The sequence below is a fragment of the Vulcaniibacterium thermophilum genome (genome assembly GCF_007923255.1).
GTDB lineage: Bacteria > Pseudomonadota > Gammaproteobacteria > Xanthomonadales > Xanthomonadaceae > Lysobacter_F > Lysobacter_F thermophilum.
The window spans coordinates 1-22,158 of the sequence record NZ_VOHJ01000004.1 but is presented as its reverse complement, the minus strand read 5'-3'; the positions used below and the strand labels follow the sequence as shown (position 1 = coordinate 22,158).

21 protein-coding genes are annotated in these 22,158 nt (G+C 70.2%); 12 read left to right on the top strand and 9 right to left on the bottom strand.

Annotated elements, in window-relative coordinates; genetic code table 11:
• Positions 1-185 precede the first annotated feature (185 nt).
• The 6 genes from FQY64_RS02760 to FQY64_RS02735 form a co-directional block, all read right to left on the bottom strand.
• Entirely contained in the window at positions 186-788 is a 603-nt protein-coding gene (locus FQY64_RS02760; protein WP_146472182.1) for a DUF2058 domain-containing protein, read from the bottom strand.
• A gap of 4 nt (positions 789-792) precedes the next feature.
• Positions 793-1,020 (bottom strand): SlyX family protein, encoded by a 228-nt coding sequence (locus tag FQY64_RS02755; RefSeq protein WP_146472181.1) that lies wholly within the window; start codon positions 1,018-1,020, stop codon positions 793-795.
• Between the two features lie 46 nt (positions 1,021-1,066).
• On the bottom strand, positions 1,067-2,407 hold the full coding sequence (locus FQY64_RS02750) for a UDP-glucose dehydrogenase family protein (protein ID WP_146472180.1): 1,341 nt from the start codon (positions 2,405-2,407) through the stop codon (positions 1,067-1,069).
• 114 nt (positions 2,408-2,521) lie between these two features.
• Positions 2,522-3,289 carry an FKBP-type peptidyl-prolyl cis-trans isomerase gene (locus FQY64_RS02745; RefSeq protein WP_146472179.1) on the bottom strand — a complete coding sequence of 256 codons (768 nt, stop codon included), beginning with the start codon at positions 3,287-3,289 and terminating at the stop codon, positions 2,522-2,524.
• 55 nt (positions 3,290-3,344) lie between these two features.
• Positions 3,345-4,292, bottom strand: coding sequence for an FKBP-type peptidyl-prolyl cis-trans isomerase N-terminal domain-containing protein (locus FQY64_RS02740; RefSeq protein ID WP_146472178.1), 948 nt, complete (start codon positions 4,290-4,292; stop codon positions 3,345-3,347).
• A gap of 97 nt (positions 4,293-4,389) precedes the next feature.
• Positions 4,390-4,956, bottom strand: coding sequence for a glutathione peroxidase (locus tag FQY64_RS02735; protein WP_146472177.1), 567 nt, complete (start codon positions 4,954-4,956; stop codon positions 4,390-4,392).
• A 228-nt stretch (positions 4,957-5,184) separates the two neighbouring features.
• Between FQY64_RS02735 and FQY64_RS02730 the strand changes: the two genes are divergently transcribed.
• The 5 genes from FQY64_RS02730 (at position 5,185) to FQY64_RS02710 (ending at position 8,493) form a co-directional block, all read left to right on the top strand.
• Entirely contained in the window at positions 5,185-5,529 is a 345-nt protein-coding gene (locus FQY64_RS02730; protein WP_146472176.1) for a hypothetical protein, read from the top strand.
• A 4-nt stretch (positions 5,530-5,533) separates the two neighbouring features.
• The gene (locus FQY64_RS02725) at positions 5,534-5,905 is read left to right on the top strand and encodes a GntR family transcriptional regulator (protein WP_146472175.1); all 372 of its coding nucleotides are present in this window, start codon (positions 5,534-5,536) and stop codon (positions 5,903-5,905) included.
• The gene (locus tag FQY64_RS02720) at positions 5,902-6,768 is read left to right on the top strand and encodes an ABC transporter ATP-binding protein (protein WP_146472174.1); all 867 of its coding nucleotides are present in this window, start codon (positions 5,902-5,904) and stop codon (positions 6,766-6,768) included. Before FQY64_RS02725 ends, FQY64_RS02720 begins: the two co-directional genes overlap by 4 nt.
• Complete coding sequence (locus tag FQY64_RS02715) at positions 6,765-7,787, top strand: ABC transporter permease (RefSeq protein WP_386112574.1); 1,023 nt, start codon at positions 6,765-6,767, stop codon at positions 7,785-7,787. The genes FQY64_RS02720 and FQY64_RS02715 overlap by 4 nt, the downstream gene beginning before the upstream one ends.
• 100 nt (positions 7,788-7,887) lie before the next feature.
• Positions 7,888-8,493 carry a DUF2884 family protein gene (locus FQY64_RS02710; RefSeq protein ID WP_146472173.1) on the top strand — a complete coding sequence of 202 codons (606 nt, stop codon included), beginning with the start codon at positions 7,888-7,890 and terminating at the stop codon, positions 8,491-8,493.
• 11 nt (positions 8,494-8,504) lie between these two features.
• Here the strand turns inward: FQY64_RS02710 and FQY64_RS02705 are convergent, their stop codons facing one another.
• Positions 8,505-9,923, bottom strand: coding sequence for a class II fumarate hydratase (locus FQY64_RS02705; protein WP_146472172.1), 1,419 nt, complete (start codon positions 9,921-9,923; stop codon positions 8,505-8,507).
• 140 nt (positions 9,924-10,063) lie between these two features.
• On the opposite strand from FQY64_RS02705, the gene purB reads away from it, so the two are divergent.
• The gene (gene purB, locus FQY64_RS02700) at positions 10,064-11,431 is read left to right on the top strand and encodes an adenylosuccinate lyase (RefSeq protein ID WP_146472171.1); all 1,368 of its coding nucleotides are present in this window, start codon (positions 10,064-10,066) and stop codon (positions 11,429-11,431) included.
• A 354-nt stretch (positions 11,432-11,785) separates the two neighbouring features.
• Here purB and gstA read toward each other — a convergent pair whose 3' ends face one another.
• The gene (gene gstA / locus FQY64_RS02695; protein ID WP_146472170.1) at positions 11,786-12,406 is read right to left on the bottom strand and encodes a glutathione transferase GstA; all 621 of its coding nucleotides are present in this window, start codon (positions 12,404-12,406) and stop codon (positions 11,786-11,788) included.
• Entirely contained in the window at positions 12,403-13,503 is a 1,101-nt protein-coding gene (locus FQY64_RS02690) for an NAD(P)H-dependent flavin oxidoreductase (protein ID WP_146472169.1), read from the bottom strand. Before FQY64_RS02690 ends, gstA begins: the two co-directional genes overlap by 4 nt.
• Positions 13,504-13,637: 134 nt before the next feature.
• Between FQY64_RS02690 and FQY64_RS02685 the strand changes: the two genes are divergently transcribed.
• From FQY64_RS02685 to lpdA, 6 genes are all read left to right on the top strand, one after another.
• Positions 13,638-14,009: a winged helix-turn-helix transcriptional regulator gene (locus tag FQY64_RS02685; RefSeq protein ID WP_146472168.1), complete on the top strand. Its 372-nt coding sequence runs from the start codon at positions 13,638-13,640 to the stop codon at positions 14,007-14,009.
• Positions 14,010-14,071: 62 nt separating this feature from the next.
• Positions 14,072-15,280 carry a ribosomal protein uL16 3-hydroxylase gene (locus FQY64_RS02680; RefSeq protein WP_146472167.1) on the top strand — a complete coding sequence of 403 codons (1,209 nt, stop codon included), beginning with the start codon at positions 14,072-14,074 and terminating at the stop codon, positions 15,278-15,280.
• Complete coding sequence (locus FQY64_RS02675) at positions 15,277-16,203, top strand: GNAT family N-acetyltransferase (protein WP_229814910.1); 927 nt, start codon at positions 15,277-15,279, stop codon at positions 16,201-16,203. Before FQY64_RS02680 ends, FQY64_RS02675 begins: the two co-directional genes overlap by 4 nt.
• A 127-nt stretch (positions 16,204-16,330) precedes the next feature.
• Positions 16,331-19,153 carry a 2-oxoglutarate dehydrogenase E1 component gene (locus FQY64_RS02670; protein ID WP_146472166.1) on the top strand — a complete coding sequence of 941 codons (2,823 nt, stop codon included), beginning with the start codon at positions 16,331-16,333 and terminating at the stop codon, positions 19,151-19,153.
• Positions 19,154-19,196: 43 nt separating this feature from the next.
• Complete coding sequence (gene sucB / locus FQY64_RS02665; protein ID WP_146472165.1) at positions 19,197-20,411, top strand: dihydrolipoyllysine-residue succinyltransferase; 1,215 nt, start codon at positions 19,197-19,199, stop codon at positions 20,409-20,411.
• Between the two features lie 112 nt (positions 20,412-20,523).
• A complete protein-coding gene (gene lpdA, locus FQY64_RS02660) occupies positions 20,524-21,951 on the top strand; it encodes a dihydrolipoyl dehydrogenase (RefSeq protein ID WP_146472164.1) in 1,428 nt (475 codons plus the stop codon).
• The last annotated feature ends 207 nt before the right edge of the window (positions 21,952-22,158 follow it).

The following is a 22,158-nucleotide window of genomic DNA, read 5'->3' as shown; positions in this document are numbered from 1 at the left end:
TCGCGTAGGTTGGGCTAAGCGAAGCCCAACGGCCGGGTCGGCGAGCCGGCGCGTGGCGGTGATGGTGGTGTTGGGCTTCGCCTTCGGCTCAGCCCAACCTATGGAATCAAGTCGACGCACGCGCCGGGAACCCCGGGTGCGGACCTCCCCCTTGCCCGGGCTATGCGCTCCTGCAATGCCGCCTTTCACCAGACCAGATCGTCCGGCACCTGGTACTTCGGGTCGGCGTAGGGATCGTCCTCGGCGGGCGCGTTCGGATCGACCTTCAGCGCCACGCACGGCGGGAACACCGCCTCGGCCTCGGCGAGCGTCGCCGCCGTCACCAGCAGGTAGCGGCCGTCGAGCTGCACCACGCCCAGCTCGCCGGCGTTGAGCGCGCGCAGTTGTTCGGCATTGACGTAGATGCGCTTGATCTTCCCGCCGTATTCGAAGTGACGGGCGATCTCGGCGTCCGGGTCGTTCAACGTCCTGCCCTTCAGCAGCTCGGCGAGCTTCGCCCGGGCCTCGCGGCGACGGCGCGCCTCCTCTTCCTTGGCCTTCTGCGCCGCCAGGCGCTCTTCCTGCTCGCGCTGCGCGCGCAGGGCGTAGGCCTTGGCGAGATCGATCTCGCCCGGCTCGCGCGGCGGTTTGGGCGGGTGCGGCCCGGACGGCTTCTGCGCCGGCGACGCTCCCGGCCGCGACCTGGCTTGCGGCCGGCCGCCGCCTCCCTTCTGCTCGGGCTTGCGCTCGGACTTGGGCAGGGGCTTGAAGCCCAGGCCCATCAACTGGTCGCGGAGGCTGTTGCTCATCGGATCAGTAATGCGGCGGTGGCGGCTCGCTGGCCGGGTCGCTGCCGAACAGGTCGCCGGCCAGCGTGCTGCGGACCTGCTTCAGTTCCTCGAGCACGCGGCGCAGCGCCAGCAGCGTGCGGGCGTTCTCCTCGCGCGCCTCGGCGAGCGCGTCGCTGAGTTCGGCGATCGCATGCTCCTGGAACGCGACGCGCGTTTCCAGATCGATCAGGCGTTGTTCCAGGTCATGCATGGCGGGATCCACGAGGGGCGCGACGCCGGGCCGCGCCCCTCGCCGTTTACGGCTTGTTGACCGAGCGGCCGCGGCCGATCGCGTAGTAGGCGATGCCGGCGCCCTCGACCTGGTCGGGATGGTACAGGTTGCGACCGTCGAAGATCACCGCATCGCGCAGGCTCGAACGCAGGCGCGGGAAGTCCGGGCTGCGGAACTGCTTCCACTCGGTGACCACGCACAGCGCGTCGGCATCGGCGATCGCCGCGTGCGCGGAGTCGCACAGCACCAGGTCGTCGCGCTCGCCGAAGACCCGCCGCGCCTCGTGCATGGCCTCCGGGTCGTAGGCGCGCACCCTGGCGCCGGCCTCCCACAACTGCGCCAGCAGTCGGCGGCTGGACGCCTCGCGCATGTCGTCGGTGTTCGGCTTGAACGCCAGGCCCCACACCGCGAAGGTCTTGCCCGCGACCGAGCCGCCGTAGTGGCGCTGGATCAACTCGAACAGGTGACCCTTCTGGCGATAGTTGACCGACTCCACCGCCTCCAGCAGCTCGGGCTTGTAGCCGCACTGCTGCGCGGTGCGCGCGAGCGCCTGGACGTCCTTCGGGAAGCACGAGCCGCCGTAGCCGGCGCCGGGATAGATGAAGTGCCAGCCGATGCGCGGGTCGGAACCGATGCCCTGCCGCACCATCTCGATGTCGGCGCCGACGCACTCGGCGATGTTGGCGATCTCGTTCATGAAGGAGATCTTGGTCGCCAGCATCGCGTTCGCGGCGTACTTGGTCAGCTCCGCCGAACGCACGTCCATCACGACGATGCGCTCGTGGTTGCGGTTGAACGGCGCGTACAGGCGCTTGAGCTTCTCGATCGCCTCCGGACTGCCGGAGCCGATGACGATGCGGTCCGGACGCATGCAGTCGTTGACCGCGTCGCCCTCCTTGAGGAACTCCGGATTGGAGACCACCTCGAACGGCACCTGCGCGCCGCGGCGGGCAAGCGCCTCGGCGATGGCCGCGCGCACCTTGTCGGCGGTGCCGACCGGCACGGTCGACTTGTTGACGACGATGGCGGGCCGTTCGATGTGCTCGCCGACGGTGCGGGCGACCGCCAGCACGTACTTGAGGTCGGCGCTGCCGTCCTCGTCGGGCGGCGTGCCGACCGCGATGAAGATGATCTCGCCGTGGCCGATCGCCGAGGCGGCGTCGGTGGTGAACTTGAGGCGTCCGGCGGCGTGGTTGGCCTTCACCATCGGCTCCAGTCCCGGCTCGTAGATCGGGATGACGCCGCGGTTCAGGCCGTCGACCTTCTGCTGGTCGATATCGACGCACACCACGTCGTGGCCCACCTCGGCCAGACAGGTGCCGGTGACGAGACCGACATAGCCGGTTCCGAAAATCGTGACGCGCATGGGGGAATCCTTCTGTCATGGCAGGCGCCGGCCGCAGCGGGCCGACGCCCTGATCACGGGCGGGTGGGAATCGCGAAAAGCGGAGCGCCGGCCGCTCTGCGGCGGCCTGGCGGATTACTTCTTGATCTCGAGCAGCTCGACCTCGAACACCAGGGTGGCGTTCGGCGGGATCGGGCCACCCGGCGTGCCCTGTTCGCCGTAGCCGAGCTTGGCCGGGATCCAGAACCGGTACTTGCTGCCGACCGGCATCATCTGCACGCCTTCGGACCAGCCGGGCACCACCTGGTCGAGGCGGAACGTCGCCGGTTCGCCGCGCTTGTAGCTGCTGTCGAACTCGGTGCCGTCGAGCAGCTTGCCGCTGTAGTGGGCGACGACCAGGTCGGTCGCCTTCGGCGTCGGACCGTTGCCCTGGCGCAGCACTTCGTACTGCAGGCCGGACGCGGTCGCCTTCACGTTGGGCTTGTTGGCGTTCTGCGCGAGGAAACGTTCGCCTTCCTCCGCGTTCTTCTTCGCCTTCGCCATCATGTCGGCGATCTGCTTGGCCTGCAGGCGCTGCGCGAACGCCTCGCGCACCTTCTGCGCCTGTTCGTCGGTCATCTGCAGCTTCTGGCCGGCGAGCGAGGCCTTCAGCGCACGCACCATCACCTCCACGTCGATCTCGTCCTTGATCGGCTGCAACGACTTGCCGATGTCCATGCCGACCATGTAGCTGGCCTGGTCCTTCTCGGTCGGAAGGCCGGGGATGGCGTCGCCCGAGGCGGCGCCCTTGGCGGTCGCGGCCTTGGAACCCGCATCCTTGCCGCCGTCGTTGGGCTGGCACGCGGCCAGAGCGAGGATCAGGCCGACCGCGGACGCGACCGGCAGCAAACGCAGCGATTTCATCGGGAACACTCCGTTGTGGCCCGCGGGGCGGTCGCCCCACGGATGAGCTACAGGATCAGAGAATGGACATGAGCTCGACGTCGAAGACGAGCACGGCGTTCGGCGGAACCGAGCCGTCCGGGGTGCCGGCCTCGCCGTAGGCCAGGCGGGCCGGGATCCAGAACCGGTACTTGCTGCCCACCGGCATCAGCGCCACGCCTTCGGTCCAGCCGGCGATCACGCGGTCGAGCGGAAATTCGGCCGGCTGGCCGCGGTCGTAGCTGCTGTCGAACACCTTGCCGTCGAGCAGCGTGCCGCGGTAGTTGACGCGCACGCGGTCGGTGGTCTTCGGGCGCGGGCCGTTGCCCTGGCGCAACACCATGTACTGCAGGCCCGACGCGGTGGTGACCACGCCCTTGACGCCTTTGTTGCGGGCCAGGAACGCCTCGCCCTCCGCCCGGTGCTTCTCGCCCTGCGCCTTGCGCTCGGCCTCGAGCCGACCGCGCACGCGCGAGGCGAACCCTTCCAGCACGGAGCGCATCTCCGCCTCGGCGAGCAGCGGCGTGCCGCCGCCCAGGCCGGTACGCAGCGCCTGCATGAAGGTCGGCACGTCGATCTCGTCCTTCAACTGCGCCAGCGAACGGCCGACGTCGCCACCGACCATCAGGCCCACCTTGTCCTTGGCCACCTCGGGCATCTTGCCGTCCTGCGGCGGCTGACCGGCGCGCGCGCGGATGCGCGTCACCAGATCGCGGCCGACCTGCTGGATCTCCGAGGCGCTCAGCAGCGCATCCTTGCCTTCCAGGCCGTTGCGCAAACCGCGTTCGAACGCGGCGTAGTCGAGGTCGGGAGCGATCGCCTTGAGCGAGTTGCTCACGTCCAGGCCGATGGCGTAGCTGACGCGGTCGCGCTCGCTGGCCAGCGTGGTCTTCGCCGGTGCCGCGCTCTGCTGCGCGAGGACGACGCCGGCGCACGCCACGGCGCTGAGGAGAAGCACGGCGGCGCCGCGCAGATAGACCTTCATCGGGGGTATCGCTCCAGGAAACGGGAAATGGGCCGCGCGCGTAGGCGGCGGCCGGCCATTGTCGCGGCCGCGCACGGTGGCGGCAACGCCACCGCGCTCAGCGTGCGGCAGCCGGGCGCGGCGCCTTCAGCGCGCGTTCGATCGCGGCCACCACGTCGGGATCGTCGGGCCGGGTCCGGCTGCCGAAGCTCGCCAGCACCTTGCCGTCCCGCCCGATCAGGTACTTGTGGAAGTTCCACTTCGGTGCCTCGCCCGCGGCGGCGGCCAGATCGCGGTAGAGCGGCGTGGCCCGGGCGCCCACCACGTGCACCTTCTCGAACATGGGGAACTTCACGCCGTAGGTGAGCGTGCAGAACTCGCGGATCTGCTTCTCGTCCTCGAATTCCTGCTCGCGGAAATCGCCGGACGGAAATCCGAGCACGGCGAACCCTTGGCCGCGGTAGCGGGCATGCAGCGCTTCGAGCGCCTCGAACTGCGGCGTGAAACCGCACTTGCTGGCGGTGTTGACCACCAGCAGCACCTGGCCGCCGTAGGTCTTCTGCAGATGGACCGGCGTCCTGCCGGCCAGCGGGCGGTAGCTGCGGTCGAGCAGGCCCCCGCCGGCCGGGGCGATGCCGGCCGCGCAGAGCAGCGCGAGGGCGAGCAGGAAACGGCGGATGGCCATGGCGGTACTCCTGGACGGGGATGACGGGGGCGGAGAGCCGGCGCCGGGGGCGAGGCGCCCGGATCCTGCCGGCCGCAAGCATGGACCGGGATGGCGGGGTCCGGTTCCCGGCTCGGGCCCGCCCGCCCGGCGAGTATGACTTCAGTTGGGTGGCGGGTCGTTGACGGGGGCTGTTTTGGTGTTATAGTTGCATACAACACCGGTCTACCAATGAGCAGGACGTTCGCCATGAACCGCAAGCTCCGCAATTCCCTCGCCGGCCTGGCCACCTCGGCCTCGCTGCTGGTCCTGGGCCTGGTGGTGGCGCATCCGGGCGCGCAGGTTTCTGCCGCATCCGGTGCACCGCTGGTGACCGGTGTACGGAACGCCTCGGCGGGCGACCTGGAACCGGCGGCGCACGCCCGCCTCGCCTCCGCCGGTGCGTTCGCCTCCGCCCTGCCGGTCGCCCCCGCGGCGGACCGGGGGGCGGCGCTCTCCAAGGACGAGTCCCCCGCGCGCCCGGCCAAGCGCCGCGCGCGCGCCCACCGGCAGACCCTGGTCATGCCGTACTTCTCACTCGCACCGCGGGGCTGAACCCATGACCGCAATCGAATGGAGCGATGCCGCTCCGATCTATCGCCAGCTCAAGGAGCGCGTCGTCGCGATGCTTCTGGACGGCGTCCTCAAGCCGGGCGACGCGCTGCCTTCCGTGAGGCAGGTGGCTGCCGAGTACCGGCTCAATCCCATCACCGTCTCGCGCGCCTATCAGGAGCTCGCGGACGAGGCACTGGTCGAAAAACGCAGGGGACTCGGCATGTACGTGACCGAAGGCGCTACCGAAAAACTCTTGATGCGCGAGCGCGAGCGCTTCCTGCGCGAGGAATGGCCGCAGGTGCTGGAGCGCATCCAGCGCCTGGGGCTGAGTCTGGAGGAACTGCTGCGCGACCGCCGCAAGGAGACCCAGCAATGAACGCCGCTCCCATCGTCACCGCGCGCGGCCTGCGCAAGGCCTACAAGAACAAGCTGGCGCTCGACGGCACCGATTTCCGCATCGAGGCCGGCCGGATCGTCGGCCTGATCGGTCCCAACGGCGCCGGCAAGACCACCGCGCTGAAGGCGATCCTCGGCCTGATCCCGTTCGAGGGCGAGCTGAAGGTGCTGGGTTACGACCCGCGCACGCAACGCGACGAGCTCATGCGCGAGGTCTGCTTCATCGCCGACGTCGCCGTGCTGCCGCGCTGGATCCGGGTGCGCGAGGCGGTCGAGTTCGTCGCCGGCGTCCACCCCCGGTTCGACCGCGCCAAGTGCGAGCGCTTCCTGGCCAACACCCAGCTCAAGCCGGACATGCGGGTGCGCGAGATGTCCAAGGGCATGATCGTGCAGTTGCACCTGGCGCTGGTGATGGCGATCGACGCGCGCCTGCTGGTGCTCGACGAGCCGACGCTCGGGCTCGACATCCTCTACCGCAAGCAGTTCTACCAGCGCCTGCTGGAGGACTACTTCGACGAGCAGAAGACGATCATCGTCACCACCCACCAGGTCGAGGAGATCGAGCACATCCTCACCGACGTGATGTTCATCCGCGACGGCAAGATCGTGCTGGAGCAGGCGATGGACACGCTCGGCGAGCGTTTCACCGAAGTGCTCGTCAACGCCGACCGCACCGAGGCGGCGCGCGCGCTCAAACCGCTCGACGAACGCGCCCTGCCGTTCGGCAAGACCGTGATGCTGTTCGACGGCGCCGATCCCGCGCGGCTGGCCGCGTTCGGCGAAACCCGCACGCCTGGCCTCGCCGACCTGTTCGTCGCCACCATGAAGGGGACCTACGCATGAACGCCCTCGACACCGAAGCGATGGCCGTCCCGCGCGCGGCGGCCGCGATCCACCCCACCCACACCTTCCGCATGCTGTTGCGGCGCGAGTTCTGGGAGAACCGCGGCGGCTTCCTGTGGGCGCCGGTGGTGACCGGGCTGATCGTGCTGCTGATCGGCCTGCTCGGCACCATCACCAGCACGATCCTGTTCCACCGCGCCAAGTCGCAGGGCCACCTGCCGATCGAGGACGTGAAGGTCGAGATCGACGGCCACCAGCACGTGTTCGGCGCGGCCGGCGACATCACCCTGCTCACCGGCGTCGGGATCGCCTGCGCGGTGCTGGTGTTCGTGGTGTTCTTCTACTCGCTCGGCTCGCTGTACGACGAGCGCCGCGACCGCAGCGTGCTGTTCTGGAAGTCGCTGCCGGTGTCGGATGCGCAGACGGTGCTGTCGAAGGCGCTGTGGGCGCTGCTGCTGGCGCCGGCGCTCGCGGTCGGCATCGGCCTGCTGATCGGCCTGGGCATGTGGCTGCTGTCGATCCTGTCGCTGGCGCTCACCGGCCTGCCGGGCATCCAGGCGCTGCTGACCGAGTCGCATCCGTTCCGTGTGGTCGCCGAAACCGTCTCGCTGCTGCCGGTGTACGCGCTGTGGGCGCTGCCGACCGTGGGCTGGCTGATGTTCTGCTCGGCCTGGGCGCGCCGCGTGCCCTTCCTGTGGTCGGTGCTGGTCCCGGTGCTGGGCGCGGTGCTGATCAGTTGGCTGGACACCCTGCCCGGCATCGAGATCCCGCACGACAAGGTGTGGTACACGCTGGTCTTCCGCGGTCTGCTGAGCATCGTGCCCGGCACCTGGTTCTTCCACCCGTCGGTGGGCCACGAGATCGAATCGATCGAGCATCCCGGCCAGTTGATGGAAGCGCTGAACCTCAGCTCCGGCTGGCAGGCCTTCGCGACGCTCGACCTCTGGATCGGCGCGATCGTCGGCGCGGCCCTGATCTACGCCGCGATCCGCCTGCGCCGCTGGCGCGACGAAGGCTGACCGGCATCGCCCCACGCCCGGGCAGGACGCCCGGGCGGCGGCACCCGGCACGGATGCGTCCGTCATCGAACGCCTCATGCAGCCCTTCCGGAGTACGACCATGTTCCCGCGAGCCGCCCTTCCCTCCCTCCTGCTGGTCGTCGCCCTGCCTCTGCTCGGCGCCTGCGCTCCCGACCGCGATCCCGGTCCGCAGGTGCGCGAGGACGTCCACGGGCCCATCCAGGACGGCATCCGCGAAGCGGTCCGCGAGGCCCGCCGCGGGATCGCACGGGAAAACATCACCATCTCGCACGACGGCCATCCGAAGGCCGAGATCACGTCCAAGGGCGATCTGCTGATCGACGGGCGCGCGGTGGCGCTGACGCCGGAACAGCGCGCCCTGCTGCTGGAGTATCGCGGCCACATCGCCGCGGTCGCCGAGATGGGCATGGAGATCGGCACGCAGGGCGCCGACGTGGCCGCCACCGCGGTGGGCGAAGCGTTGAAGGGCGTGTTCGCCGGCAAGTCGGGCGAGGAGATCGAGCGCACGGTCGAGGCCGAGGCGGCGAAGATCAAACGGTCCGCCGCACGCCTGTGCGACCGGTTGCCGGCGATGATGGCGGCGCAGCAGAAGGCGGCCGCGGCGATCCCCGCGTTCCGCCCCTACGCGACGATGTCGCAGGACGACATCGACGACTGTCGCCGCGACACCGCGCGCGAAGGCTGATCCGGCGGCGGTCAGCCGCCGCCGGACGCGCCGTGGATGCCGCCGCGCGTGAGCGACATCGGGTCCAGCAGTCGGCGCAGTTCCGCTTCCGGCAGCCCGCTCGCCTCACGCGCGACCTCGAGGATGGGCCGCCCTTCGCGGTAGGCCTGCTTGGCGATCGCGGCGGCCTTCTCGTAGCCGACGATCGGGTTGAGCGCGGTGACGAGGATCGGGTTGCGATCGAGCGCCGCGCGCACCCGGTCCTCGCGCACGCGCAGCTCCGCGATCGCCGAATCGGCCAGCGCCCGCATCGCCGCCGCCAGCAGGCGTTGCGATTCCAGCAGGTCGCAGGCGATCAGCGGCAGCATCACGTTGAGCTGGAAGTTGCCGCTCTGGCCGGCCACGGTGATCGCGGTGTGGTGGCCCATCACCTGCGCGCACACCATCGCCACCGCCTCCGGAATCACCGGATTGACCTTGCCCGGCATGATCGAACTGCCGGGCTGCAGCGCCGGCAGTTCGATCTCGCCCAGGCCCGCCAGCGGTCCCGAGTTCATCCAGCGCAGGTCGTTGGCGATCTTCATCAGCGCCACCGCCAGCGCGTTGAGTTGGCCGGAGAGCTCCACCGCATCGTCCTGCGCCGCCAGGCCCTCGAACTTGTCGCTGGCCGACTCGAAGCGGACGCCGGTCATCGCGGTCAGCGCCTTGGCGGCGGCGTGCCCGAAGCGCGGATCGGCATTGATGCCGGTGCCGACCGCCGTGCCGCCGAGCGGCAGCCGGCGCACGCGCCGCAGGCTGTCCTCGATGCGCGCCTGCGCCGACAGCAGTTGCGAGGCCCAGGCGCCGAACTCCTGGCCGAACGTCAGCGGCATCGCATCCATCAGGTGCGTGCGGCCGGTCTTGGCGACGCGCCGCAGCTCGCGGGCGCGGCGCTCGATGGTCTTGCGCAGATGGCGCAGCGCCGGCAGCAGGGTCTCGCTCGCGCTCAGCACCGCGGCGACGCGCAGAGCGGAGGGGACGACGTCGTTCGAGCTCTGCCCGAGGTTGACGTGGTCGTTCGGGTGCACCGCACGCTGCGCACGCGCGCCCGCCAGCGCGGCGATCACCTCGTTGGCGTTCATGTTGCTCGAGGTGCCCGACCCGGTCTGGTAGACGTCGACCGGGAAGTGCGCGTCGTGCAGGCCCTCGGCCACTTCCAGCGCGGCCGCGCGGATCGCCTGCGCCAGCTTGCGCGGCAGCAGGCCGAAGCCGCCGTTGACCTCCGCCGCCGCCGCCTTCACCAGCCCGAGCGCGCGGATGAACTCGCGCGGCATACGCTGGCCCGAGATGGGGAAGTTCTGCACCGCGCGCTGCGTCTGCGCGCCCCACAAGGCGTCGGCAGGCACCTGCAGCTCGCCCATGCTGTCGTGCTCGATGCGGAATCGCGGGGAGGATCTGCGTCGGGTCGCCATGGCGGCTCCATGCGTGCGGATGCGCCGAGCATACGTCGGGCGCCGCGTCGGGGCGGCAAAGGCGTGCCGGCAGGCGCACGCGAGCGGGGGCGGACGGGCCGGTACAATGTGCGGCTCCCTTCCCGCCCCTGCGCCCGCCCATGTCCGCCGAATCCGCGCTGCTCGCCCTCTCGCCGCTCGACGGCCGCTACGCCGCCAAGGCCGATGCGCTGCGCCCGATCTTCTCCGAGTACGGGCTGATCAAGGCGCGGGTGAAGGTCGAGATCGAATGGCTGCTGGCGCTCGCCGTGGAACCTGCGATCGTCGAACTGGCGCCGTTCTCCGACGCCGCGGCCGCGCGCCTGCGCGCGCTGGCCGAGGGCTTCTCGGTCGATGACGCGGCGCGGGTCAAGCAGATCGAGCGCACCACCAACCACGACGTCAAGGCGGTCGAGTACTTCATCAAGGAGCGCCTCAAGGGCGATGCCGAACTGGCGCCGGCGCTGGAGTTCGTGCATTTCGCCTGCACCAGCGAGGACATCAACAACCTCAGCTACGCGCTGATGCTGCGGGCCGGCCGCGACGTGCTGCTGGCGCGTCTCGACGAAGCGCTGGCGAAGCTGCGCGCGATGGCGCACGAACACGCCGCGCTGCCGATGCTCTCGCGCACGCACGGTCAGTCGGCCTCGCCGACCACCGTCGGCAAGGAGATCGCCAACGTGGTCGCGCGCCTGGCGCGCCAGCGCGACGTGCTGGTCGCGCTGCCGATGCCGGGCAAGATCAACGGCGCGGTCGGCAACTACAACGCGCACGTGGCCGCCTACCCGGAGATCGACTGGCCGGCGTTCTCGCGCCGCTTCGTCGAATCGCTCGGCCTGCAGTGGCAGCCCTACACCACCCAGATCGAGCCGCACGACGGCATCGCCGAGCTGTGCGACGCCGGCAAGCGCATCGGCACCATCGCCATCGACCTGTGCCGCGACATCTGGGGCTACATCTCGCTCGGCTATTTCAAGCAGGCGCTGAAGGCCGGCGAAGTCGGCAGTTCGACCATGCCGCACAAGGTCAACCCGATCGACTTCGAGAACGCCGAGGGCAACTTCGGCATCGCCAACGCGCTGTTCGAGCACTTCGCCGCCAAACTGCCGATCAGCCGCTGGCAGCGCGACCTCACCGACTCCACCGTGCTGCGCGCGCTCGGCACCGCGTTCGGTCACGCGCTGGTGGCGTTCGACGCGCTGCTGCGCGGCCTCGGCAAGCTGAGCGCCAATCCCGAGCGGCTGGCGGCCGATCTCGACGCCTCCTGGGAAGTGCTGGCCGAAGCGGTGCAGACGGTGATGCGCCGCTACGGCCTGCCGGAGCCGTACGAGCAGCTCAAGGCCCTCACCCGCGGCCAGGGCATCACCGCCGATTCGCTGCGCGCGTTCATCGCCGGCCTCGACCTGCCCGAGGACGCGAAGCGCCGCCTGCTGGCGATGGCGCCGGGCGACTACACCGGCCTCGCCGAGCGGCTCGCGCGCGAGGTCTGATCGGGCATCGGGGCGCGTCGTCTGATCGCCTTCGTTCACGCAGTGAGCAGGGGGAGGCCGGAGGAGGCGAGCGGAATCCGAGGTTTCGCGAGCCCCGACGCCATCCCCTCCCCACCCCACCCTCCCTTGAGGGGAGGGCGCGATCCGCGGGCCGGGCACCATGCCGTCGACACTTTGCCGCGTCTTCGTCGTTGCCGCGCAGTCCGCACACCGTCTCGTCATTCCCGCGCAAGCGGGAATCCATGGACGTCCCTGGCCCCTCTCCCGCCGCGCAGCGACGGGCGGGACGAGGGGCCGGGGTAACGGTGCATGGCGTGGGGCGACACGGCTCACCCGCACCCGGCACGCAAACGCTCAGGCCGCCGCGGCCTTGAGCAGCCCTTCCGCGGCCATCGCCTCGCGTACGGCCGGTCGCGCGGCGACGCGTTTCTGGAAATCGAGCAGCGCCGGAAACGCCGACAGATCCAGTCCCACCGCCTTCGACCAGTTGGTCACCACGAACAGATAGGCGTCGGCGACGGTGAACCGTTCGCCGAGCAGGAACGGCTGCCGCGCCAGCACGTCCTCGATCAGGCCATAGCGGCGCTCGAGGTAGGCCTGCCGCTCCTCGCGCACCTCCGCCGGCGTGTGCGGCGCGAACAGCGGGCTGTAGCTCTTGTGCAGCTCGGAGGTGATGTAGGAGAGCCACTCCTGCAGCCGAACGCGCGCCAGCGTCCCCGCGGCCGGTGCGAGTCCGCTCGCGGGCGCGAGGTCGGCGAGGTACTGCACGATCGCCGGGCCTTCGGTCAGCACTTCGCCGTCGTCCAGCTCCAGCGCGGGCACGTAGCCCTTCGGATTGATCGTCAGGAAATCGCGCCCGCTCTCGGTGCGCTTGGACTTGGCGTCGACCTTCTCGAGCGACAGCGGCAACCCCGCTTCGCGGGCGACGATATGCGGCGAGAGCGAACAGGCGCCGGGCAGGTAGTAGAGCTTCATGCAAGTTTCTCCTCGTGGGTGGGGGAATGGCCGTAGAGCTCGGCCAGGAGCGACTGCATCAGCGCGACCGCATCGCGATGACGCAGATTCGGGGCGATCTGCCCGCTCCAGAGCGAGAGCAGATCGCTGCGGCCCGCAGCGAGCGCGGCGGGCTTCAGCCGCGAGACGAACCAGCCGGTGATCGGAAACGGCGGCAGCCGATCGCGGCATGCGGCCATCTGCTCGGTCCACCGGTTGCGCACACCGCGCGCCAGCCGCCCGGTGAACGCGCGCGTCAGCGTGGTCTCGCATGCCTGCGGCGAGAACAGCACTTCACGATGAAGATCGCTGGTGCCGGACTGACGGCAGGCCAGGAATGCGGTGCCGATCTGGACCGCCTGCGCGCCCAGCGCCAATGCCGCGCGCACGCCGCGGCCGTCGGCAATGCCGCCGGCGGCGATCACCGGCACGCGCACGCGCTCGACCACCAGCGGCACCAGCGCGAACGTACCGGTCAGCGACTCCTCGGCGGGCGCGAGGAACGAGGGCCGGTGCCCGCCCGCCTCGGCGCCGGTGGCGACGATGGCATCGACGCCGGCCTCGTCGAGCGCCTGCGCCTCCGCCACCGTCGTGGCCGCACCGACGGTCACGATGCCGCGCCGCCGGCACTCGCGCAGCACGCCGGCCTCGGGAATGCCGAAAACGAAACTGAACACCGGCGGCCGCGCCTCCAGGAGCGCTTCGACCTGCGCCGCGAACGGCGGATGCCCGCGTTCCATGCGCTCCGGCTTCGGCACGCCCAGCTCGCGGAAGTACGGCTCGAACAGCGGCCAGTGGCGTTCGAACGTGGCCTCGTCCAGATCCAGCCCGCCCGCGTCGTGGTCGGACACCCACAGGTTGACCGCGAACGGGCGGCGGGTGCGGGCGCGCAGCGCCTCGACCAGCGGCCCGATCCTCTCCGGCGGCAGCATGTGCGCGCCGAACGAACCGAGCCCGCCGAGGTCGGAAACGGTGCCGGCCAGCTCCACGCTCGACAGGCCGCCGCCGAACGGCCCCTGCACGATCGGATGCTCGATCCCGAGCAGGCGGGTGGCGGCGTTGCGCGTCGTTGCTGACATCGAAGGGGCCTCGTCCGTTGCGTGGGAACATCCTAGCCACCCTGGTAACCACTGGATACCAGATAACCGCCCGTTAGCATCAAAATGTGGTATCCAGCCGGTAACCGGAATTCCTGCAACACAGCGGTGCCGCCATGGGCCTTCCCCTGCGCAAGAACAAAGTCGCTTCCCCGCCGCCGACCTGCCCGCTGACCGAGTGCATGTCGCTGCTCAAGGGCGCGTGGGCGCCCAACGTGATCTGGTACCTCGGTGCCGGACCGCGCCGGTTCGGTGAGCTGCGCCACGACATCCCGGCGATTTCGGCGCGGGTGCTGAGCGCCCGCCTGCGCGAACTCGAGGCCAGGGGCGTGATCGACCGCCAGGTGCTGGCGACGTCGCCGCCGTCGGTGGAGTACGCGCTGACGCCGCTGGGCCACGAGCTGCTGCCGGCGATCCGCGCGCTGGTCGAGGTGGGCGCCAAGTTGAAGAAGACGGCGAAGACGCGGCGGCGCGCGCCCAGCCGGTAAACTGCCGCGCCCGGCTGCGCGCGCGTCCTGGCGCACGAAGCCCCGCCAGGACGCCCGACCGCATGACGCCACGTCGCCCCGCCCGCCGCGCACACCCCATCGAAATCGATGCCGCGCCGCACCCGCCGCTCGGCATGGCGGCCGCGGTCTTCCTGCGCGACTACTGGCAGAAGCGGCCGCTGCTGATCCGCAATGCGTTCCCGGGGTTCGTCTCGCCATTGGAGCCGGAGGACCTCGCGGGCCTTGCGTGCGAGGAGTTCGCCCTCTCGCGCGTGGTGCGCCACGACCGCAGGCGCGACCGCTGGACGCTGCAGCACGGCCCGTTCGACGAGGCGTTCTTCCCCCGCCTGCCGAAGCGCGACTGGACGCTGCTGGTGCAGGACGTCGACAAGTGGGACGCCGACGTCGCCGCGCTGCTGCCGGCGTTCGCTTTCCTGCCGCGCTGGCGCATCGACGACATCATGGTGTCGTTCGCCGCCCCCGGCGGCTCGGTCGGCGCGCATGTCGACCAGTACGACGTGTTCCTGCTGCAGGCCAAGGGCCACCGGCGCTGGCTGATCGACGCCTCCCCGAATCCGCCCACCGATGTCCGCGACGACGCCGAGCTCAAGCTCCTTCGCGAATTCCATCCGACCCACGAATGGGTGCTCGCGCCCGGCGACATGCTCTACCTGCCGCCCGGCGTGCCGCATCACGGCATCGCCGAGGACGCCTGCCTGACCTTCTCCGTCGGCATGCGCGCGCCCTCGGCGGCGGAACTGCTGACCGACTTCGTCGATGCGCTCACCGCCGACGCCGACGACGCCATCCGCTACGCCGACCCCGACCTCGCACCGGCGCGCGATCCGGCCGAGATCGACGCCGCCGCGATGGCGCGCGTGGTCGCCGCGCTGAACGCGCTGCGGATGAACGATCCCGACCGCCTCGGCGACTGGTTCGGCAGCTTCATCACCACCTACCGCAGCGCGGCCTCGCCCGCGCCGGCGGGCCCAACGCCCTCCGCCGCGACGCTGCGCGAAGCGCTCGGCCGCGGCGGCGAACTGCACCGCCATCCGTGGTCGCGCACCGCCTGGCGACGGGCCGCGCGCGGCGCCCGGCTGTACGCCGCCGGCGAGGCGTTCTCGCTGCCGGTGGCCGACGCCCGCCTGCTCGCCAATGCCGAACGGCTGGACGGCGCCGCGTTCGCCCGCCTGTCCGACGCCGGTCGCGCCTGCGTGCACGCGCTGCTGGCGGGCGGCCATTGGCGTCTGGCCGAGGACGAGACGCCGTGACCTGCGACCTGCACGTCGCCATCGTCGACTACGCCGACGCGGCGGCGTCGCTGCACGCCGTGCGCGATGCGGTCTTCCTGCGCGAACAGGGCGTGCCCGGCGAGCTCGAACGCGACGCGCTCGATCCGCTCTGCCGCCATGCGCTCGCGCTCGACCCCGACGGACACCCGGTCGGCACCGGCCGGCTGGTGCCGCCGTTCCTCGCCGATCCGGATCGCGCGGAGGCGCGGATCGGCCGCATGGCGGTGCTGCGGCCGTGGCGCGGGCGCGGCGTCGGCGATGCGCTGCTGCGCGCGCTGGTCGGCGAAGCCCGTGCGCGGGGCTGGCGCCGTCTGATGCTGCATGCGCAGGCGCCGGTGATCGACTTCTACGCCCGCCACGGCTTCCTGCCCGAGGGCCCGCGCTTCATGGAGGCGGGCATCGAGCATCGGACGATGCGCCTCACGCTGGACACGGCGATGTCGGTCGAGACCCGCGACGGCGCCCTCGCCGCGTGGCTGGCGGTGCTCGCGAGCGCGCGCCGCGAACTGGCGGTCTACAGCCGCGATCTCGACCCCGGCCAGCTCGACCAGCCGCCGGTCCTGACCGCGCTGCGCCGGTTCGCCATGCGCGGCGGCCATGCCCGCATCCTCCTGCAGGATCCGGCCGCCGCCCAGAACGCGCTGGCGCCGCTGATCGGACTGGCGCAGCGACGCCCCAGCGCGTTCGAGTTCCGCGCGGTCGAGGACCCGACCGACCGCGGCTACCCCTCGGCCTACGTCGCCAGCGACCGCGGCGGCTGGTTCTTCCGCCCGCTGGGCCATCGCCACGAGGGCGAACTGCGGCTGGACGACGAGGTCCGGGCGCGCCAGCTCCGCCTGGCGTTCGAGCCGGTCTGGGAGCGGGCGCGCCCCTGCACCGAGTTCCGCGCCCTCGGCCTGTGAACCGGCCCTTCACGCGGGCGCCATCGGCCGCGCCGCTGGGTCTATAATTCCGAGTCTTGTCGCCGCATCTGCGGGCAAATCCCGCGAAACGCGCCGCAATCCCTCGCCTCCCTCCTTCGACGCCATCGTGGACAGTCTTCTCAAGCAGTTCGCCCAGTCCTCGCAACTCGGTGCCAATGCGGCCTACATCGAGGAGCTTTACGAGCAGTACCTGGTGTCCCCCGACAGCGTCGGGCCGAAATGGAAGGCGTACTTCGACGGCATCAAGGGCCGCGACGGCGGCGACGTGCCGCACTCCGCCGTACAGCACGCGATCGCGGTCGCCGGCCAGGCCGCCCAGCGCGGACTGCTGGCCACCGGCGTGTCCGACGAGCGCGAGCGCGCGGTCGGCAAGCTGATCATCGCCTACCGCTCGCGCGGCCACCTGGCGGCCGACATCGACCCGCTCGGCCTGACCGAGAAGCCGGCCGCGCCCGACCTCGAGCTCGGTTTCCACGGCCTGTCCGAGCGCGACCTGTCCGCCGAATTCTCGACCGGCGGCGTGGCCGGCCGCGACCGCATGAAGCTCGGCGATCTGCTCGCGCTGCTGAAGGCCACCTACACCGGGCCGATCGGCGCCGAGTTCATGCACATCGCCGATGCCGAACAGCGTCGCTGGATGTACACCCGGCTGGAGGCCGCGGGCGGCCGCTTCGGCCGCACGCCCGAACAGAAGAAGCGCATCCTCGAGCGTCTGACCGCGGCCGAGGGCCTGGAGCGCTACCTCGGCACCAAGTACGTCGGCCAGAAGCGCTTCTCGCTGGAAGGCGGCGACGCGCTGATCCCGATGCTCGACGTGCTGATCCGCCGCGCCGGCGAGCAGGGCGTGAAGGAAGTCGTGATGGGCATGGCCCACCGTGGTCGCCTCAACGTGCTGGTCAACACGCTCGGCAAGCCGCCGCGCAAGCTGTTCGACGAGTTCGAAGGCAAGTTCGAGCACCCGCACGACCGCGCGCACACCGGCGACGTGAAGTACCACATGGGCTTCTCGGCCGACGTGGCCACTCCGGGCGGCCCGGTGCACCTGGCGCTGGCGTTCAACCCGTCGCATCTGGAGATCGTCGATCCGGTGGTAGCCGGCAGCGTGCGTTCGCGCCAGATCCGCCGCGGCGAGAACGGCCGCGCGCAGGTGCTGCCGGTGCTGATGCACGGCGACGCCGCGTTCGCCGGCCAGGGCGTGGTGATGGAGCTGTTCCAGATGTCGCAGGCGCGCGGTTTCGCGGTCGGCGGCACGGTGCACATCGTCATCAACAACCAGGTCGGCTTCACCACCAGCGAGCGCCAGGACGCCCGCTCCACGCTGTACTGCACCGACGTCGCCAAGATGGTCGGCGCGCCGGTGCTGCACGTGAACGGCGACGATCCGGAAGCGGTGGCGTTCTGCGCCGAGCTCGCGCTCGACTTCCGCAACACCTTCGGCAAGGACGTGGTGATCGATCTGGTGTGCTACCGCCGCCACGGCCACAACGAGGCCGACGAGCCGGCCGCGACGCAGCCGGTGATGTACCAGGTCATCCGCAAGCACAAGACCCCGCGCGAGCTGTACGCCGAGAAGCTCGCCGGCGAGGGCGTGCTCGGTGCCGACGAGGCTCGGGCGCTGGTCGACGCCTACCGCGACAAGCTCGACGCCAACGAAGTCACCGCCGAGGTGGTCGCGGTCTCGCCGGACGAGTTCACCTCCAACTGGTCGAAGTTCCTGCAGGGGCGCCTGGCCGACCCGGTCGACACCCGCTTCGACCGCCGCCGGCTGGACGAACTGGCGGCCCTGATCAACACGATCCCCGACGGCTTCAGGCTGCACCCGCGCGTGGCCAAGATCTACGAGGACCGCCGCAAGATGGCGGCCGGCGAGCTGCCGGGCGACTGGGGCTTCGCCGAGAACCTCGCCTACGCCACGCTGCTGACCGAAGGCTACAAGCTGCGCCTGGTGGGCCAGGACAGCGGCCGCGGCACCTTCTTCCACCGCCACGCCATCCTCCACGAACAGGGCACCGACGAGTACCTGCTGCCGCTGCGCCAACTGGTGAAGAACCCGCACGACGTCACCATCATCGACTCGCTGCTCAGCGAGGAGGCGGTGATGGCGTTCGAGTACGGCTACGCCACCGCCGACCCGATGACGCTCGACATCTGGGAGGCGCAGTTCGGCGATTTCGCCAACGGTGCGCAGGTGGTGATCGACCAGTTCCTGTCGTCCGGCGAGGCCAAGTGGGGCCGCCTGTGCGGTCTGGCGCTGTTCCTTCCGCACGGCTACGAGGGCCAGGGTCCCGAACACAGCTCGGCGCGCCTGGAGCGCTTCCTGCAGCTCTGCGCGCTGCAGAACATGCTGGTCTGCGTGCCGACCACGCCGGCGCAGGCCTACCACATGATCCGCCGCCAGATGCACATGAGCACGCGCAAGCCGCTGGTGGTGATGACGCCGAAGTCGCTGCTACGCCACAAGCTCGCGGTGTCCACGCTGGACGAGCTCGCCGGCGGGTCGTTCCAGACCCTGATCCCGGACGCGCACGCCAACCCGAAGAAGGTGAAGCGCGTCGTGGTCTGCGCCGGCAAGGTGTACTACGACCTGCTGGAAGACCTGCAGAAGCGCGGCGCCGAGGACGTGGCGCTGGTTCGCGTCGAGCAGCTCTACCCGTTCCCGCGCCCCGAGCTGAGCGCCGAACTCGCCCGCTTCGGGCACGTGCGCGACGTGGTGTGGTGCCAGGAGGAGCCCATGAACCAGGGCGCCTGGTACCAGATCCGCCACCACCTCAGGGCGTGCCTGGCACCGAAGCAGACCCTGCACTACGCCGGCCGCGCCAGTTCGCCGGCGCCGGCGGTCGGGCATCTGTCCGACCACGTCGCCGAACAGACCCAGCTCGTCGCCGACGCGCTGGTCAATCCGCTCAACGGCGAGCGGGACGCCGAGTGACGTCCCCCGCCTCCCCCTCTACGCCAGCCAGGATGCCCTTCGCATGAGCACCGAGATCAAAGTCCCCGTCCTGCCCGAGTCGGTTTCCGACGCGACCATCGCCGCGTGGCACAAGAAGCCGGGCGATGCGGTCAAGCGCGACGAGAACCTGGTGGACCTGGAGACCGACAAGGTGGTGCTCGAGGTCCCCTCGCCGGTCGACGGCGTGCTGAAGGAGATCAAGTTCGAAGTCGGCGCCACCGTCACCAGCCAGCAGGTGATCGGCATCGTCGTCGAAGGCGCGGCCGCCGCAGCGGCGCCGAAGGCGGAGACGCCGGCAGCGAAGGCGATGGACAACAAGAACGAGGTCGCCACCACGATCGAGGCGCAGCCGGTGCAGCCCAAGGCGCAGGCGCCGAAGGCCGCCGCCGCGGCCGAGGATCTGCCGCCGGGCGCGCGCTTCGCCGCCGCGAAGGAAGGCATCGATCCGGCCCAGGTCGAAGGCACCGGCCGCCGCGGCGCGGTGACCAAGGAGGACATCGTCAACTTCGCCCGCGCCGGCGGCGTGGCCGGCAGCGCGCGCCCCGAGGAGCGCGTGCCGATGACGCGCATGCGCGCGCGCATCGCCGAGCGCCTGATGCAGTCGAAGAACTCGATCGCGATGCTGACCTCGTTCAACGAGGTCAACCTGTCGAAGGTCGTGGCGATGCGCAAGGAGCTCGCCGAGCAGTTCGAGAAGAGCCACGGCATCAAGCTCGGCTTCATGAGCTTCTTCGCCAAGGCCGCGGCGAACGCGCTGCTGCGCCATCCGATCATCAACGCCTCGGTGGACGGCAACGACATCATCTACCACGGCTATGCCGACATCTCGATCGCGGTGGCGACCGACAAGGGCCTGGTCACACCGGTGCTGCGCAACGTCGAGCGCATGGGCTTCGCCGACATCGAGCGCGGCATCGCCGACTACGCCAGGAAGGCGCGCGACGGCAAGCTGACGCTGGAGGACCTGCAGGGCGGCACCTTCACCATCACCAACGGCGGCACGTTCGGTTCGCTGATGTCCACGCCGATCGTCAACCCGCCGCAGAGCGCGATCCTCGGCATGCACGCCATCAAGGAGCGCCCGGTCGCCGAGAACGGCCAGGTGGTGATCGCGCCGATGATGTACATCGCGCTCTCCTACGACCATCGCATCATCGACGGCAAGGACGCGGTGCTGTTCCTGGTCGACATCAAGAACCAGCTCGAGAATCCGCATCGGATGCTGCTGGGCATGTAAGGCGCGGGAATCGGGAATCGAGAATCGGGAATGGAATCAGCATTCCCGACGCTCGCTTCCCCCGCTTCTGCGATTCCCTATTCCCCATTCCCCATTCCCGTGAGCGAATGAAATGAGCGAACAGTTCGACGTCGTCGTCATCGGTGCAGGTCCCGCCGGCTATCACGCCGCGATCCGCGCCGCCCAGCTGGGCCTGAAGACCGCGTGCATCGACGCCGCGCTCGGCAAGGACGGCAAGCCCGCCCTCGGCGGCACCTGCCTGCGCGTGGGCTGCATCCCGTCCAAGGCGCTGCTGGACAGCTCGCGCCAGTTCTACAACCTGACCCACCACTTCGCCGACCACGGCATTTCGGTCGAGAAGCCGAAGATCGACGTCGCGGCGATGGTCGGGCGCAAGGACAAGATCGTGAAGCAGTTCACCGGCGGCATCGCCCAGTTGTTCAAGGCGAACAAGGTGAGCGCGTACTACGGCTTCGCGACCCTGCACCCGGACCGCGTGGTCAAGGTGAAGCAGCACGACGGCAGCGAGGTCGAGCTGCGCGGCACCAACGTGATCATCGCCGCCGGCTCGGATTCGATCGAGCTGCCGTTCGCGAAGTTCGACGGCACGCACATCGTCGACAACGTCGGCGCGCTCGATTTCACCGAGGTGCCCAAGCGCCTGGGCGTGATCGGCGCCGGCGTGATCGGCCTGGAACTCGGCAGCGTGTGGAAGCGCCTGGGCGCGGAGGTGGTCATCCTCGAGGCGATGCCGGAGTTCCTCGCCGCCGCCGATGCCGACATCGCCAAGGCCGCGCTGAAGGAGTTCAAGAAGCAGGGCCTCGACATCCGCCTCGGCGCCAAGGTGTCGAAGACCGAGGTGAAGAAGGGCGAGGTGCACATCACCTATGCCGACGCCGCCGGCAAGGAGGACACGCTGGTGGTCGACAAGCTGCTGGTCGCCGTCGGCCGCAAGGCGGCGACGAAGGGCCTGCTGGCCGAAGGCACCGGCGTGCAGCTCGACGAGCGCGGCCGCATCGTGGTCGACGACCACTGCCACACCGGCGTGGACGGCGTGTGGGCGGTCGGCGACTGCGTGCGCGGCCCGATGCTGGCGCACAAGGGCTTCGAGGAAGGCATCGCGGTGGCCGAGCTGATCGCCGGCCTGCCGGGCCACGTCAACTTCGAGACCATCCCGTGGGTGATCTACACCGAGCCGGAGATCGCCTGGGTCGGCAAGACCGAGCAGCAGTGCAAGGCCGAGGGCATCCCGTACAAGGTGGGCACGTTCCCGTTCGCGGCGGTCGGCCGCGCGGTGGCGATGAACGAGCCGGCCGGCCTGGTGAAGGTGATCGCGCATGCCGAGACCGACCGCGTGCTCGGCCTGCACCTGTGCGGCGCCAACGTCTCCGAGCTGGTGCACGAAGGCGTGATCACGATGGAGTTCAAGGGCGCCGCCGACGACCTCGCCCGCATCTGCCACGCCCATCCGACCATGTCGGAAGCGATCCACGACGCCGCGATGGCGGTGGACAAGCGCGCGATCCACAAGGCGAACTGAGTCGCCGGGAATCGGGAATGGGGAATCGAGAATCGTCGAAGAGACACGCTGCGATGCGACGGATTCCGCCGCTGGCTAGCTGTGATGTTTCAAGAGGTTGTTCCCCTCTGACCGGAGGGCGAAGCTGATGTCGCCAAACACCCAGCTCCCATCCGCGAGGGGAACAACCATGCACAAGAATGCGCGCCTGACCGCGAAGGGTCGAGA

Excerpts from the sequence above, each read along its gene's own strand:
- FQY64_RS02730 (WP_146472176.1), top strand. The coding sequence starts at position 5,185 with ATGAACCGCAAGCTCCGCAATTCCCTCGCCGGCCTGGCCACCTCGGCC.
- FQY64_RS02740 (WP_146472178.1), bottom strand. The coding sequence starts at position 4,292 with ATGAAGGTCTATCTGCGCGGCGCCGCCGTGCTTCTCCTCAGCGCCGTG.
- purB (WP_146472171.1), top strand. The coding sequence starts at position 10,064 with ATGTCCGCCGAATCCGCGCTGCTCGCCCTCTCGCCGCTCGACGGCCGC.
- FQY64_RS02760 (WP_146472182.1), bottom strand. The coding sequence starts at position 788 with ATGAGCAACAGCCTCCGCGACCAGTTGATGGGCCTGGGCTTCAAGCCC.
- lpdA (WP_146472164.1), top strand. The coding sequence starts at position 20,524 with ATGAGCGAACAGTTCGACGTCGTCGTCATCGGTGCAGGTCCCGCCGGC.
- FQY64_RS02710 (WP_146472173.1), top strand. The coding sequence starts at position 7,888 with ATGTTCCCGCGAGCCGCCCTTCCCTCCCTCCTGCTGGTCGTCGCCCTG.
- FQY64_RS02725 (WP_146472175.1), top strand. The coding sequence starts at position 5,534 with ATGACCGCAATCGAATGGAGCGATGCCGCTCCGATCTATCGCCAGCTC.
- FQY64_RS02735 (WP_146472177.1), bottom strand. The coding sequence starts at position 4,956 with ATGGCCATCCGCCGTTTCCTGCTCGCCCTCGCGCTGCTCTGCGCGGCC.
- gstA (WP_146472170.1), bottom strand. The coding sequence starts at position 12,406 with ATGAAGCTCTACTACCTGCCCGGCGCCTGTTCGCTCTCGCCGCATATC.
- sucB (WP_146472165.1), top strand. The coding sequence starts at position 19,197 with ATGAGCACCGAGATCAAAGTCCCCGTCCTGCCCGAGTCGGTTTCCGAC.
- FQY64_RS02755 (WP_146472181.1), bottom strand. The coding sequence starts at position 1,020 with ATGCATGACCTGGAACAACGCCTGATCGATCTGGAAACGCGCGTCGCG.
- FQY64_RS02685 (WP_146472168.1), top strand. The coding sequence starts at position 13,638 with ATGGGCCTTCCCCTGCGCAAGAACAAAGTCGCTTCCCCGCCGCCGACC.
- FQY64_RS02750 (WP_146472180.1), bottom strand. The coding sequence starts at position 2,407 with ATGCGCGTCACGATTTTCGGAACCGGCTATGTCGGTCTCGTCACCGGC.
- FQY64_RS02705 (WP_146472172.1), bottom strand. The coding sequence starts at position 9,923 with ATGGCGACCCGACGCAGATCCTCCCCGCGATTCCGCATCGAGCACGAC.
- FQY64_RS02745 (WP_146472179.1), bottom strand. The coding sequence starts at position 3,289 with ATGAAATCGCTGCGTTTGCTGCCGGTCGCGTCCGCGGTCGGCCTGATC.
- FQY64_RS02690 (WP_146472169.1), bottom strand. The coding sequence starts at position 13,503 with ATGTCAGCAACGACGCGCAACGCCGCCACCCGCCTGCTCGGGATCGAG.
- FQY64_RS02715 (WP_386112574.1), top strand. The coding sequence starts at position 6,765 with ATGAACGCCCTCGACACCGAAGCGATGGCCGTCCCGCGCGCGGCGGCC.
- FQY64_RS02720 (WP_146472174.1), top strand. The coding sequence starts at position 5,902 with ATGAACGCCGCTCCCATCGTCACCGCGCGCGGCCTGCGCAAGGCCTAC.
- FQY64_RS02680 (WP_146472167.1), top strand. The coding sequence starts at position 14,072 with ATGACGCCACGTCGCCCCGCCCGCCGCGCACACCCCATCGAAATCGAT.